General features: G+C 34.6%; 12 protein-coding genes. 3 read left to right on the top strand and 9 right to left on the bottom strand.

Features of this window, described 5'->3' with window-relative positions:
- Window positions 1–123 precede the first annotated feature (123 nt).
- Window positions 124–708, top strand: a complete 585-nt coding sequence (locus tag GXM17_RS07770; protein ID WP_163398730.1) for an acyl carrier protein phosphodiesterase — start codon at window positions 124–126, stop codon at window positions 706–708.
- 76 nt (window positions 709–784) lie between these two features.
- Window positions 785–2,569, top strand: coding sequence for a chloride channel protein (locus GXM17_RS07765; RefSeq protein ID WP_163398729.1), 1,785 nt, complete (start codon window positions 785–787; stop codon window positions 2,567–2,569).
- A gap of 71 nt (window positions 2,570–2,640) precedes the next feature.
- Here GXM17_RS07765 and GXM17_RS07760 read toward each other — a convergent pair whose 3' ends face one another.
- Genes GXM17_RS07760 through GXM17_RS07745 form a run of 4 tightly spaced genes read right to left on the bottom strand, consistent with a single transcriptional unit; the run spans window position 2,641 to window position 7,584 of the window.
- Window positions 2,641–3,279 carry a hypothetical protein gene (locus GXM17_RS07760; RefSeq protein ID WP_163398728.1) on the bottom strand — a complete coding sequence of 213 codons (639 nt, stop codon included), beginning with the start codon at window positions 3,277–3,279 and terminating at the stop codon, window positions 2,641–2,643.
- Between the two features lie 13 nt (window positions 3,280–3,292).
- A complete protein-coding gene (locus tag GXM17_RS07755; protein WP_163398727.1) occupies window positions 3,293–4,012 on the bottom strand; it encodes a hypothetical protein in 720 nt (239 codons plus the stop codon).
- Window positions 4,013–6,463 carry a hypothetical protein gene (locus GXM17_RS07750; protein ID WP_163398726.1) on the bottom strand — a complete coding sequence of 817 codons (2,451 nt, stop codon included), beginning with the start codon at window positions 6,461–6,463 and terminating at the stop codon, window positions 4,013–4,015.
- Window positions 6,464–6,468: 5 nt separating this feature from the next.
- Window positions 6,469–7,584: an alpha-xenorhabdolysin family binary toxin subunit A gene (locus GXM17_RS07745; protein ID WP_163398725.1), complete on the bottom strand. Its 1,116-nt coding sequence runs from the start codon at window positions 7,582–7,584 to the stop codon at window positions 6,469–6,471.
- Window positions 7,585–7,885: 301 nt separating this feature from the next.
- Between GXM17_RS07745 and uvrA the strand changes: the two genes are divergently transcribed.
- Window positions 7,886–10,717: an excinuclease ABC subunit UvrA gene (gene uvrA / locus GXM17_RS07740; RefSeq protein ID WP_163398724.1), complete on the top strand. Its 2,832-nt coding sequence runs from the start codon at window positions 7,886–7,888 to the stop codon at window positions 10,715–10,717.
- 96 nt (window positions 10,718–10,813) lie between these two features.
- Here the strand turns inward: uvrA and GXM17_RS07735 are convergent, their stop codons facing one another.
- From GXM17_RS07735 to GXM17_RS07715, 5 genes are all read right to left on the bottom strand, one after another.
- Entirely contained in the window at window positions 10,814–11,290 is a 477-nt protein-coding gene (locus GXM17_RS07735; RefSeq protein WP_244307355.1) for a DinB family protein, read from the bottom strand.
- A 142-nt stretch (window positions 11,291–11,432) separates the two neighbouring features.
- Window positions 11,433–11,729 (bottom strand): hypothetical protein, encoded by a 297-nt coding sequence (locus GXM17_RS07730; protein WP_163398723.1) that lies wholly within the window; start codon window positions 11,727–11,729, stop codon window positions 11,433–11,435.
- A 120-nt stretch (window positions 11,730–11,849) separates the two neighbouring features.
- Window positions 11,850–12,770, bottom strand: coding sequence for a sugar phosphate isomerase family (locus GXM17_RS07725; RefSeq protein ID WP_163398722.1), 921 nt, complete (start codon window positions 12,768–12,770; stop codon window positions 11,850–11,852).
- A 93-nt stretch (window positions 12,771–12,863) separates the two neighbouring features.
- A complete protein-coding gene (locus tag GXM17_RS07720; protein ID WP_163398721.1) occupies window positions 12,864–13,553 on the bottom strand; it encodes a DUF4919 domain-containing protein in 690 nt (229 codons plus the stop codon).
- 180 nt (window positions 13,554–13,733) lie between these two features.
- Window positions 13,734–14,447, bottom strand: a complete 714-nt coding sequence (locus GXM17_RS07715) for an MBL fold metallo-hydrolase (RefSeq protein WP_163398720.1) — start codon at window positions 14,445–14,447, stop codon at window positions 13,734–13,736.
- Between the last annotated feature and the right edge of the window lie 60 nt (window positions 14,448–14,507).

Below are 14,507 nucleotides of genomic sequence, written 5' to 3'. Positions count from 1 at the left end.
ATAGTCGTTCAATATTATGACAGTATGACTTTTTTAAACAAAAATCATTTAAAAAGTTTTTTATACATTTACAATTCTTGATCCTAGTTCACTTCTTCTCATAATTGATAATACCTTAAAACCATGAATTTCCTTGCCCATATATACCTTTCAGGAGAAAACGATCTAATCAAGATTGGCAATTTTATGGCGGATGGTATTCGTGGAAAACAATTTGAGCATTTTCCGGATGATGTGCAAAAAGGAATTATTTTACATCGTTTTATTGATACATATACCGATTCACATGATATTTTCAGACAAAGTACCAAACGACTGCATGAAAAATACCACCATTATGCCGGAGTAATTGTAGATATTATTTACGATCATTTTTTAGCCAAAAACTGGACAAAATATTCGGATGAGAAATTGGAGGACTTCATCAATCGTTTTTACAATTCATTACATATCAATTATTCTATACTGACTGAGAAAACTCAAGACTTAATGCCTTATATGATTGAAAGAAACTGGCTTTTGAGTTACCGTACAGTTGAAGGAATCCATCAGATTTTAACCCAAATGGACAGAAGGTCGAAAAATATATCCAAAATGCAGTTTGCCAGCGAAGAATTAAAACAATACTACCCGTATTTTGAAGAAGAATTTACGGCTTTCTTTGAAGACATTCGATATCAGTCTAAACAAAAATTACTTTTCTTATAATATTTGCACTTAATTCTTATACGAATTTGAATGTTAAGAGTTAAATTTGTAACATCTTTAATTTTTCACAAACAGAATGCTTAAAAAATATTTTAGAAAATTAGAAAGTATTATTGCTTTAGCACAGTCATTAATGACACCAAAGCAGTTTATTTTTTTATCAAGTGTTCTAATTGGTATCTCGTGCTCTTTAGCAGTAATTGTGCTAAAAACTTTTGCCCATAGTGTTTTTTCTTTTGCCAATTATATTACAGGGATTCTAAAATGGAGCTTTATTTCCAGTATTTTACCAATTGTTGGTATTGTGCTAACTGTTTTTGTTGTAAACAGAATACTAAACGGAAGCATTGAAAAAGGAACTTCTCAAATATTATATGCGGTTGCCAAAAAAGCAGGGATTATTCCGAAAAAACAAATGTATGCGCAAATCATTACAAGCTCATTAACAGTTGGTTTAGGTGGCTCTGCGGGTCTAGAAAGCCCCATTGTTATTACGGGCGCTGCGTTTGGATCTAACTTTGCACAAAATTACAAATTAGCATACAAAGACAGAACGCTGCTTATCGGCTGTGGCGTAGCAGCAGGGATTGCAGCCGCTTTTAACGCCCCTATAGCCGGAGTTCTTTTTGCTATTGAAGTTTTATTGGTTGATGTAAGTATTTCTGCTTTCACCCCTATTATGATTTCAGCTGCGACGGGTGCGTTGGTATCAGCAATTGTATTAGACGAAAGTATTCTTTTATCTTTCAAAAAACAGGAAGCTTTTGATTATCATAACATCCCTTTTTATGTCCTTTTAGGCATATTAACCGGATTTATGGCAGTTTATTATGCCCGAAATTTCCAAAAGGTAGAGCATTATTTTTCAAAATTAAAAATGAATACTTACAAAAAAGCATTGTTTGGATCATCGATTCTGGCATTACTTATTTTTGTTTTTCCTACTCTTTTTGGAGAGGGTTATGAAAGTATCAGGACTTTATCTGAAACTGATCCTGGGAAACTGTTAGAAAACACCTTATTTGCTGATTTCAGAAATAATCAATGGATTTTACTGCTTTTTGTTGGATGTACGATGTTGATCAAAGTTTTTGCTTCCGGACTTACCATTGGAAGCGGTGGAAACGGAGGTAATTTTGCCCCATCTTTGTTCTTAGGATCGTACCTGGGGTATTTCTTTTCAAAATTTATAACTCTTACTGGTTTATCAAAACTTCCAATTACCAATTTTACGATGGTAGGAATGGCAGGAATCCTGAGCGGATTATTCCATGCACCACTAACAGCTATATTTTTAATAGCTGAAATTACAGGCGGTTACAGCTTAATGATTCCCCTAATGATCGTATCTTCAATAAGTTTTGCTATTTCGAAGCGCTTTGAAAGATATTCGCTTGACGTTAAAAACCTGGCTAAAAAAGGTCATGCTTTTACCAGTAATAAAGATTCTAACATCCTGTCAACCTTAGATATTGATACCATAATCCAATGCGATTATCTGACTGTTCATCCGGATGAAAACTTAAGCAAATTAGTGGACCTCATTTCACATTCAAATCAGGTAGTTTTTGCAGTTATAAATAACGAAAAAGATCTTTTGGGTATTGTTCATTTTAATGACATCAGAGAAATTATTTTTAACAGCTACCGCGTAAAATACACACAAATCAAAGATGTAATGAAGGAGCCTCCGGCAATTATTTATTCCTTTGACAGCATGGAAAATGTGATGAGAAAGTTCGAAAAGACCAAATCAGCCTTTCTTCCAGTAATCCGAAATGATAAATATTACGGCTTTATTTCAAAATCTATAGCACTTGAAGCCTATAGAACGAAACTGCGTTCTATGACGATTGAATAATTGTTAATATCGGATAAGTTTGCTTATTAGTCCTACCCGAATATTAAAGAATTCTTTTTGATATCTATTAATCAGCTATTTATCTGTAAAATTACTTTTTCTAACACATCATTATCTAAAGTCATGTTTAAAGTATTGATTTCTTTTTCTATAGTCGTTAAATCATATTTTACTCCACTAAAATGAATGTGCTGCTGTAAAGAATTTTTGATTGCCACAAACCATTGAGCGTTTTGATTAAAAGTATCCCCTGCGCTTCTTAAACGAAATCCGGTATGACCACCATGACTGTCCGAATTATCATTAAGGGCGATAAATTTATTATTAAACCCCGTAAATGCTCCGATAAATGTTCCCTGAAGTTTAAAACCTATGATTTCATCTCTTCCCACAGCCGTAATCCAATCTGCAGAATAAGGTGCCTGTACCTGAAGGTAATAATTGATATCATCTCTGACACTGGCATAAATTGTTTTATTGATACAGCTATTTACAGGAGAGAGTGAAATATGCTGATCATCAATTTTATTGAATTGCCACAAGAATGTTGAATTATCATTTGAATCGCAATTAAGTGAAGAGTACAACCAATTGCAAGTTACACGAAGTTTTCCTTTACCAGTAAGCGAAACTATTTCAGCCTGCATAAAGGGACCAGTATTAGCCGCTAAAAGTAACTCATGAACACTTCCATTATTTATTGTTATCATAATTTTTATTATTTTAAAAAGGATTCGTCCAATATTGTTCCTGCCCGGCTGTCATAGCGGGGAAAGCCTTTGCCTGTACCTGTATATCCTGCCAGCTGGCAATAGCAACATCTAAATTTAATGACTCTATAAAGGGAATTGTTACTATAACCGGCAAACTTAGCAAATGCTCTAAATCATTTGTAATAGCATTCCAAACCCCGGTAACATGACCTACAGCATCTTCAAGCACTTTTATATTATTTCCTAATGGTTCCCAAAAAACATCCAGGGAGCCTTTAAATTTTGCCATTTGGATATCCACTATACTATTGCATTTCAAAAAATTAATAACATCTGAAGAAAGCAGATTAGATTGTGCTGCTATTGGTGCTGTACTGGTACTTAGTTTTTTCAGTAAATCAATCGTTTCCTGCTTAAGGTTATCAGGCAGAGTTTGGCCTCCCGACTGAACTACTTCTTTTACCTTTGCATTCAGGCTGCCAAAATCACTAATAGCCTGAGCACTATAAGCCGATATTTTCTGGGAATTTTCTACTAACCCTGAAAAAGTATAACTCTGCCATTGCAGACAGCTATTGAGCAAATCAGGATATCCTGACAAAACAGAAGGGATATAATCTTTGACATTCTGAGTTGCCAAAACCTCTCCTACACGTTTGTTAATAGCTGTCCATTCGCTGACAGGTATTGCAAATATTTCACCAACTGAACCTGATGCTAAGCTAACCATTTAGTTTGTATTTTTTAATACTGTTTTTTTAACAGATCCAATAGCAGAACCTTCAAAAACCATAGTAATTTTACTGATTTTAGAGTAATCCAGTCCATGATTATTTGAGGTAAGTGATATGCTCCATTCACTAAATGGTGTAGGTTGAAAATAAGCATAAGCTACTTCTTTATCAACAGATCCATCTATTTGAACCACACCATATGTTCCATTCTCAAAATCCCAGCTGGAGTTTTTATTATGGGTAGAAATCAGATATTTAAAAGCTCTGGTAAGTTCTTTGCTGCCAAACTGATAATTCAGATTATTGTAGCGATCCAGATTATTACCTGCATTGCTTATATTGATATAAACAGAATCATGATTTGGATCTGGAACTATACCTTCTAACCAAACTCTTATTTTAGACAAACGAACCCTGTTTAAACCTTCAAACTCCGAATTATCTAATGGCAATACCCAGGTTGTTTTTCCTGTTGTCTGCAATTCCCTGATAACTGAATCATCGGTAATTTCAAAAATCATATTACTCATAGACTGTGGTGGCGGATTAAACTTATTCAATGCATTTGCAGTGTCCATAGCTATTTTTGTAATATCCTGAATTCCTGCATTTAAATTATTAACCGAATCTATAATTTTAGGCTGGACATCAGAATTTCGAAGAGCCCAATAAAAATAAGAAGCCTGATATGATTTTAATGCAGAAAATAAAGAACTTTTACTATCTATATACTTTTGATAAAACTGTTGCTTCATGCCTAACAAAAGAGCATCCCCTACTTTCAGATTATCAACCAGTTTTTCTAAATTGGCTTTCTTTTCCTTAGCATAATGCAGTTGAAAAGTAATAGAAGCTACCTCCTGACCCGCTTTAATAACCGCTAATTGAGAAGCAGAAAGAGACTGACCATAAACCACCATTATATCAAGCTCTTGTTTATATTCTGCTGCAAAACCTATTTCCTTTTTAATTGGATCTTCCAGGATATTATCAGCTTGTATCTGATATATTTCCCAGCCATAGGCAGCACTCAAATCTGCTCCGTTGGTTGTGTCATCCATTTCTTGTATCACCTTCATTTGTTTTTTTGCTTCAGAAATATCCCCTGCAACTTCTTTAACCGCTTTTGCCAGTTCATAGACTTTTTTAAGCACTTCGACCAGCTTTTTTAGTGAAGCCATAGAATCAGAAAGGCTCTTGGCTGTTTTAGCAATTTCTGTTCCGGTTTTTGCTGCATCAGCAACCGCCTTAGCACTATCTACTGCACCTGTTACAGCAGCGGGTGCTGCAGCCGGATCACCTGCAGCAACCATAGCAATTCCTGCACCAAAGGTAACGACAGCACTAACCAATGTTATTACGGCCTTAATGATTTGTTCTCTTTCGTAATCCGGAATACCGATTTTTTCGAAATTAGCTCCAACATCACTAACTTTTCTTTGCTGCCTGTTCAAATTCACTTCAGCTTTAATCGAAGCTGAAACTGCATTCTTATAATTTTCATTTGCCTGACTAAGTAAAGCGTTTATATAATCTATTTCGCTTTGTGTACTGACAAGCATCGTTTTAGCCAATGCAATATTTTCTGAAGTCAAAACCTCTTGTGTACTTAAATGCATATAATCATTTTCATACTTGGCGGCGTCTTTTGAAAAAGCATTAGCGAGCATTGTATAAATATCTGATGTTAAATACGGCACAAAGACAGCTCCATTCTCAGCAGCATTTATTTGAGAATTCAATAATGTAGCCATACTGGTACTGCGATAAAACAACTCTTCAGTATCAGCACTTTGTGCTGCCCAGCCCTTTACCCATAGAAAAATAGAAACAGCGAGTTTTGGATTTTGATCATACAGTAAAGACGCATAAATGAAGGCATTATTTAAATACAGAAGCATATTAGCTGGTATTTGAAAACCAATTCCCTGCTGTAATTTTAAAACCTCGCTTGTTGGACTACCTTCCAGATCATGGATAATAATTCCAGGCAAAACATTTCCTTTGTTGACACTAAATAAAGTTGGTTCCTTCTTCGCGTTTTTTACGGCAGAAACCATAATTGTTCCAGACATTTCTGCAGCAAATACCACCAGCTTTGCCGTATTATTTTTTTGATAGTCCAAAATAATAGTAGAATTTCCCTCCACTTCTATTCTTCTTGCATAAATAATAAGAGCAGCAGATTCCAGCAATATGTCTGTAAAATCGCTGATATAAAGTACATCAGCATAAATAGTAATCTGGGAAGGATTAAAACCTGAATTACGGATTTTATCCTTTACCATTGTAAGATCCACATACATATCTCTAAAGATTGCATTGTTTTTATCTGTTATAGCAATTGCTGCATCCGGAATATTTCCTTTTTTTTGCAAATTGCCATAATAAGAAGACCAATCTGTAGCTTGTACAGATTGGGTCATTGTTTCAATATCGGGTAGCATAATAATTATTTTTTAACCGTTATATAAGCATTCAGTCTATATGCTTCAGCCAGTTTACCAACTTCTGTCCATTCATTAATGGCTGTTTGTACACCCAGGTTCATAATAATTGGCAAAGCCTCAGCGATGTTTGTATCTATGGTTTCAATAATATTATTTAAATCGTCTGCGATCGATCCCCAAACACCCTGAATTTTTTGAATAACCGGTAAAGCAGCAGCAATTTGATCCGAAGTTGTACTGATGCCTGAACTTGCATTACCTACACTTATAATCAAAAGTGCATCAGTAGCTAATTTGGTATTCAAATTTTTGATCTTTTGTTCAGTCGCTCTCACTTTCTCAAGAGCCTTTACTGCCTTGTCTCCATAAACACCTGCAACAACTGCTGCAGCAACAGTTCCAAATGGCCATACCCATACATAGGTTGGTGTAGTTGATGCCACAACAACATAATGATCATAATCCTTATTGGCCTTATCTAGAATTTTTTGCTGAAGTTCTAAATCTTCTTTTATTTCCTTTACTTCTTTACTTGTAGCGCCATATTTCTCATTATATGATTTTTTTAACCCGCCATTTCCATCTACACCGGTAAGAACAACTTTATCTGCCTGAGTATCATCAGCAAAATTCTGAATTTTTTGTGCGACAGTTTTTGCTTTGGTATGATGACCCGAAGCACTTTTAGAAAGAACTTCAAGTATTCCTTTCAAGGCATCTTTAGAGTCTTTATCGTTAGGATCTTTTTTTAATTTTTCTGCTAAAGGCAAAATTGGATTATAATAAGTGGGAGCTTGTTTGGCATAATTAACTATATCTGATGCCAAAGATACACTTGCCGGAAAAGTATCTTTTTGCCAGGTCGTTACATGCTTATTAATATTTCCATAAGCTGTAATTAATGAAGCAAATGGAGCCATATCAGCAGGTGCTCCTTCTCCTAAGTAAGTCTTGAACGCCTCTGTAGTTGTAGGCAAAGCCAAAGCATTTTCAACATAAGTCTGAATTGCCAGCCATTCGGTAGCAGATAAAATAAATGCAGGTCCTTCGGCAACTGAAGCCTGAGCAATTACTCCTGGTCCTATTTCCAGTGTTTCTGTTTCATTAGAAAAAATCATGATGTTAAAGTTTAAAGGTTAAATAATTTCATTATAAATTCTGTTCAAAATGCTGTACACATAAATCCTAATTCCCAAACAATTTCATTATGAATCTTTTTATGCGTTTAACATATTTAAGGTGAATTTAAAATAGACTAAATCGAAAAAAATTAAAAATGTTACCAAAACCATTATAATTGTCATGAAATGAATAAATGATGACAGGAGTCTGTGGCTTGTTTTACTTTTAACATAAACTTCTATAATCTAACACTAAAAGAACAAATCAAAGTGGTAACTTTGCGTTTTGCTCAAATTTATGCTAGATAAAGACAATACAATTGAAGTTCTTGGTGCAAGAGTTCACAATCTAAAAAACATTGATATATCTATTCCGCGTGAAAAACTGGTTGTAATTACCGGTCTATCTGGTTCGGGAAAATCTTCTTTGGCATTTGATACGATTTATGCTGAAGGACAGCGTCGTTATGTAGAAACTTTTTCGGCGTATGCGAGGCAATTTCTGGGAGGATTAGAACGCCCGGATGTTGATAAAATCGACGGTCTTTCGCCTGTGATTGCGATTGAACAAAAAACAACCAGTAAGAGTCCGCGTTCTACGGTTGGAACAATTACTGAAATTTACGATTTCCTAAGGCTTTTATATGCTCGTGGTGCAGATGCATACAGTTATAACACTGGTGAAAAAATGGTTTCCTATTCTGATGAACAAATTAAAGATTTGATTATTCAGGATTATAACGGAAAAAGAATCAATATTCTCGCTCCGGTTATTAAAGCCAGAAAAGGACATTACGCCGAACTCTTCCAGCAGATTACCAAACAGGGATTTTTGAAAGTCCGCGTAAATGGTGAAGTTCAGGATTTGGTTGCCGGAATGAAACTGGATCGTTACAAAACGCACGATATTGAGATTGTTGTAGATAGAATGGTGATTGAAGATAATCCAGATACGCAAAAAAGATTATCAGAAAGCATCAATACAGCGATGCATCATGGCGAAGATGTTTTGATGATCTTAGATCAGGATTCTAATGAAGTACGCTATTTCAGTAGAAATTTAATGTGTCCTTCAACAGGAATCTCTTATCAAAATCCTGAACCGAATCTATTTTCGTTTAACTCCCCAAAAGGTGCCTGTCCAAATTGCAACGGATTGGGAACTGTACACGAAATCAACGTTAAGAAGATTATTCCAAATCCGAAATTATCGATAAAATCGGGTGGTTTTGCGCCTCTTGGTGAATATAAATCTTCCTGGATTTTCAAGCAATTGGAAACTATTGGAGAAAAATTCGGATTCAAAATTACGGATCCGATTGAAAAAATTCCTGAGCAAGCTTTAAATATGATTCTTCATGGAGGAAAAGACAAGTTTACCATCAACTCAAAAGATCTTGGCGTAACCAGAGAATACAAAATTGATTTTGAAGGAATTTCGAATTTCATCAAAAATCAATATGACGAAAGCGCTACAACGAGCATAAAACGCTGGGCAAAAGATTTCATGGACGAAATTAACTGCCCGGTTTGCGATGGTTCCCGTCTTAAAAAAGAAGCCTTATTTTTCAGGGTAAATAAGAAAAACATCACCGAGTTATGTGATATGGATATTTCTGATTTAACCGCCTGGTTTCTGGATTTAGAAAATCATTTGACCGACAAGCAGCTTTTAATTGCTTCTGAGGTTGTAAAAGAAATCAAAGACCGTTTGAACTTCCTGATGAATGTAGGTTTGAATTATCTGGCTTTAAGCCGAAGTTCAAAATCGCTTTCTGGTGGTGAAGCACAACGTATTCGTCTGGCAACACAAATCGGTTCACAATTGGTCGGTGTTTTATATATTTTGGATGAGCCAAGTATTGGTCTGCACCAAAGAGACAACGAAAAACTGATTCAGTCTTTGGAACAATTACGTGATATTGGAAATTCTGTTATTGTTGTAGAACACGATAAAGACATGATTGAAACTGCCGATTATGTCATTGATATTGGCCCAAAAGCCGGAAAATATGGTGGAGAAATAATTAGTATCGGAACTCCAAAAGAAACTTTAAATTCAAATACGATTACTGCTCAATATTTGAATGGTAAAATGAAATTTGAGATTCCGAAAGAAAGAAGAAAAGGAAATGGAAAATTCCTGAAACTGACCGGAGCAACAGGAAATAACCTTAAGAACGTTTCGATTGAAATTCCGTTAGGGCAATTAATTTGCGTTACTGGAGTTTCCGGAAGTGGAAAATCAACATTAATCAATGAAACGTTGTATCCAATTTTAAATGCGTATTATTTTAATGGTGTAAAAAAACCTCAGCCTTACAAAAAGATTGAAGGTTTAGAACATATAGACAAAGTAATTGATATTGATCAAAGTCCGATTGGCAGAACGCCACGTTCGAATCCGGCGACTTACACAGAGGTTTTCACCGAAATCAGAAATCTGTTTACGATGACTTCTGAAAGTATGATTCGTGGTTACAAAGCGGGTCGTTTCAGCTTTAACGTAAAAGGCGGACGCTGCGAAACCTGCGAAGGTTCAGGAGTTAGAACTATCGAAATGAATTTTCTTCCTGATGTATATGTAGAATGTGAAACCTGTCAGGGAAAACGTTTCAACAGAGAAACTTTAGAAATTCGATATAAAGGAAAATCTATTTCAGATGTTTTGGATATGACTGTGGATGAAGCAGTTCCGTTTTTTGAAAACATTCCGAAAATCCACAGAAAAATCAAAACGATTCAGGATGTTGGATTGGGATATATTACGCTTGGTCAGCAAAGTACAACACTTTCAGGTGGTGAAGCACAGCGTATTAAACTGGCAGGCGAATTATCTAAAAAAGATACCGGAAATACTTTTTATATCCTGGACGAACCTACAACAGGATTACATTTCGAAGACATTCGTGTTTTGATGGAAGTAATCAATAAACTGGTTGACAAAGGAAACACCATTCTGGTTATCGAACACAACATGGATGTAATCAAACTTGCTGATTATATTATCGATGTTGGTCCAGAAGGCGGAAAAGGCGGCGGACAATTAGTTGCTAAAGGAACTCCCGAAGAAGTCGCTGAAAACAAAAAGAGCTATACCGCTAAATTTTTGAAAAAAGAACTGGTTTAAAAATACTCAATAATAAAAAGCTGCTAATATTTAAGGGCGAATCATGAAATATGATTCGCCCTTTTCATTAACTGCCTTTAGAATTAATCTCATCCTCTATCTCAAAATATCAGTATCAACCGGAATGTAATTTAAATGTCTGCTTAATGATAATATCTGACCTTTATGATGGTATTCGTGTGTAATTACGTGCGTAAATAACTTTAAAGGATGAGCACTACTTTTTACATTTTGAATTTTATAATGTATCTCATTAATACAGTCTATAGCTTTGATAAATTCATCCATAAATTGATCTACCTGACCGAATAATTTTATGACATCAGTTATGTTGTTATATTGTTCGTATTCAGCATAAACAATGTCGTTTTTCAATGCAGTATTTCCGATCCAGTATTCGTATGTATTGGCAATATGTACCAAAAGATTTCGCACACTGCCTCCCCGACCAAAAGAACTATTTTGGTTGACAAAATCATCAGGAGAAATTGTCCGGCAAAAATCAAATAAAACATTCCGCGAACTTTTTACCAATTCATATTGCTCTTCTGCATATTTTGACATTGATGCCATTTTATGATAAATTTTAAATTTATTAGAACGTTTTTTACCACAGATAAAAATAAATGCAGATAGATTTTAATTGAAAAATTGCCTTTTTTAAAACATTATTTAATCAGGAATTCATAATGAAACCAGAGCAATAATTTACATATTATTGCTCTTCTGAAGGACCAGAGTCAGTTGCACCATCTTTAGCACTTTCACTGGGACCGGTTCCTGTACCTGTACCTCCTTTATCTTTACCGGAGGATCCTTTTGTACTCTTATTTGTTGTACTCAAACCACTAACATCTGTTGTGTCAGATACACTTGTAGCGGAAGTGTCGGTAGCCTGCAGTGTTTCAATTTTATCACTGTATCCATCTTGTTCGTTGTTCTTGCAAGAAAATAAAAGTCCTGTCAGTACTATGGCAAAAACAAATAGTATTGATTTAAATAGCTTTTTCATGATAATAGTTTTTAGTTTGACTATCTCAAATTTAAAATTATAAATCTCAATTCTTTTTACATAATTATATTCTTCTGTTACAAATCAATTCTGCAATTGACATTATTTGAGCATTTTATATTACAAACCTAAATTTGGCAGCACAAAGGATTTAGTATTAGGATGTAATCTTATCCATAACCCCGGATTTACATTTAATTGCTGTAATGCTTCCTTTTTATCTGAACTCACGGATGTTTTAAGCACGTTTGAATACGTCTGAACTTTAGCAGGAGCAGAATCGGCATCTACCACAGACTGAACGATTTTTTTGGCTTGTAATATAGCAGCCGGCCCTAAAGTGAGGATATACTCTGCAGACCGGCACTCCTTTTCATCAATTTCATTTACAAGGCTTCCACCCGCTTTAAATTTGCTAATATGATGGTCCAGAATACTGCCTGATATTGGAATTATCCCTGCAATATGATGATGCTGTGCTCCGGAGAAAGGTTTAATATAAGCAAGGTGTGATGCCTGATTTTCTTCAGGACCATGACCAATAAAAAATATATCCAGACCTCCTAACTCTTCCAGTTTAGTCAAATATTCAATAAGTGCGGACTCTAAATCTTTTGTATCTGTCTGCATTGGTGTAAAGCTTTTTATTTTTTTGAAAAAAGCATCACCCAAAATACGTTCAAAATCCCTCACAAAACTAAAACCATTATTCATTCCCAATGGAGCAAGCGCATCCTGAGTAAACACATTCAGCCTGCCCAGCAACTCATCCTGTTCTGATGTTTTTGCCAACTCTCCAAGCAAACGATGTAACTGCTGAGCCCCTCTGCCACCCAAAAGCGCAATATTAATATCCCCCTCTTTTGATGCTGCAGTTTTGTAAAGTTCATTTAACATTGCCTGGCCAACTTCAGACTCACTGTCAAGCACCATAGGCTCTATGCCATAATCTGTAAAATTAAATTCCGGATTGTTTTTTTTCGACAACCACACATTATGGTTGTCTTCATCTCTTGTAAATTGTGAATTTTGTGTGTTCATTATAATTATTTATTTTCATTCATTACAAAACCATCTTTCGGTTAATTAAACATAAAATCAAAATCTTATGTCAGCTGCTCTTTACGATGGTGTTTATTTTCCTTCAAAAAGTTTCATCTCACTTGCTAATATCTTTTCAATACTAAAATACATTCCGTCTATTTTGTATTTTCCTTTTTCAAATGCCATATAATCGCAATTTCCAACCAGGCTTTGTGATTTGTTCTGAAGTTCAAAAAGATTTAGTAAAACATATTCGTGGCTTACAGAAATTACGTGAAAACCAGTTTCGCACTTTTCTCCATTGCCGGATGACATAATTGCCCCAATAATATTATGAAACCTATTTGATATGTTTTTTGCAGAAACTTCATCTCCTTTTAAGTGGTAAATGTAAGCTAGAAAATTCATTTGCCTCAAATCAAATGGAAACAGACTGAGTGAGTGTTCAGCCAATTTTATAATTTTGTCATAATCTTTCTCGTTTATCTTCTCACTTTGATAATACTCCCTAAGTTTTTTTTCGTCTGGCGATGTAAAGTAAGCACTATATTTTGGGTCAAATACATAGCCAAAATAAAGATGCCTGTAATCTTCATTGCTTAACAGCGAATCATTAGAAGTCATTCGTTCCAGTAATTTTGGATAATAATAATTCGAGGATTTATCTGCAATATTTTTCTTAATTGAATTGTAATCCGGAATAGTATAGCTTCTTTCCTGAGAAAAAGTATTATTTGATACTAATAATAAAATCGTAAGTATAAAAATTATTTTTTTCATGTTTTTTATTTTATGATTCATGTTGTTCTACTCTTATTACTTTGCCATCTCAATCTTTTGCTCGTTTGCAACGAATACCAGAGGGAATTGCATCCTTGCAAAGTAAATCAAAAAAATTATCTTATAAAATTTAACAAAATTACTATATAAACAATAATTAGCTGTTAACAACTGCCTTTTTTACTCCAAAAATCTTTCTTTGTATTTTATCAATAACTTTCTTGAAATAGGATTTCCGTGTCCCAGATAAAAAGTTTGTGTATTTAATGAAAGAATGTGATTGATGCTGTTTTTTAATTGTTGCAAATTATCGTGGAAAGGCGGATGTTTTACCCTTGAATTAAATGCTATTCCTCCAAGTAATATTCCTGATGAAGCTAAATCCATAATTATTGCGCTTCCGTTTTCAAGAATAACGGACAAGGACCCCGGTGTATGCCCTGGAGAATGAATAACTTTACCATTGATTCCATAATTTTTTAAATCAAATTCTTCATCTCCAATTAATACAATATCCGGCAAACAAGGCGAAGTTTTACCTCTTGCCAATCTAGGTTTCAGGAAAACATCCCAGATTTTATGATTAGGATTTAAAGTTTCAAGCATGCTTTCTCCTGTTTCCAATGCTTTTTTATCTAAGTCGTGTATTAAGACTGGAACTTTCAAAATATCCTTTAATCGTTTTGCACTTCCAAAATGATCAATATGTCCGTGTGATATAACTATTAGACCAATATCTTCTAATTTGATTTTATGCTGATGCAGCTGTTTGATAATTTTAGCTTCACTGGAGGGAACGCCTGTATCAACCAAAACATGTTTAGTATTTCCTTTTATTAGAAAGCAATTTATCATTCCTAATGGCAAAATTGATAACTGAATTATTTGATTCATTTTTTCTTAGTTTAAAAATTTGATACAAAGTTCAGCTCTTAAAAAGGGATACTACTTGAT

It is taken from the genome of Flavobacterium fluviatile (assembly GCF_010645065.1).
Taxonomy (GTDB): domain Bacteria; phylum Bacteroidota; class Bacteroidia; order Flavobacteriales; family Flavobacteriaceae; genus Flavobacterium; species Flavobacterium fluviatile.
Note: the sequence above shows the minus strand (reverse complement) of the source record. Positions and strands in the feature narration are given on the sequence as shown.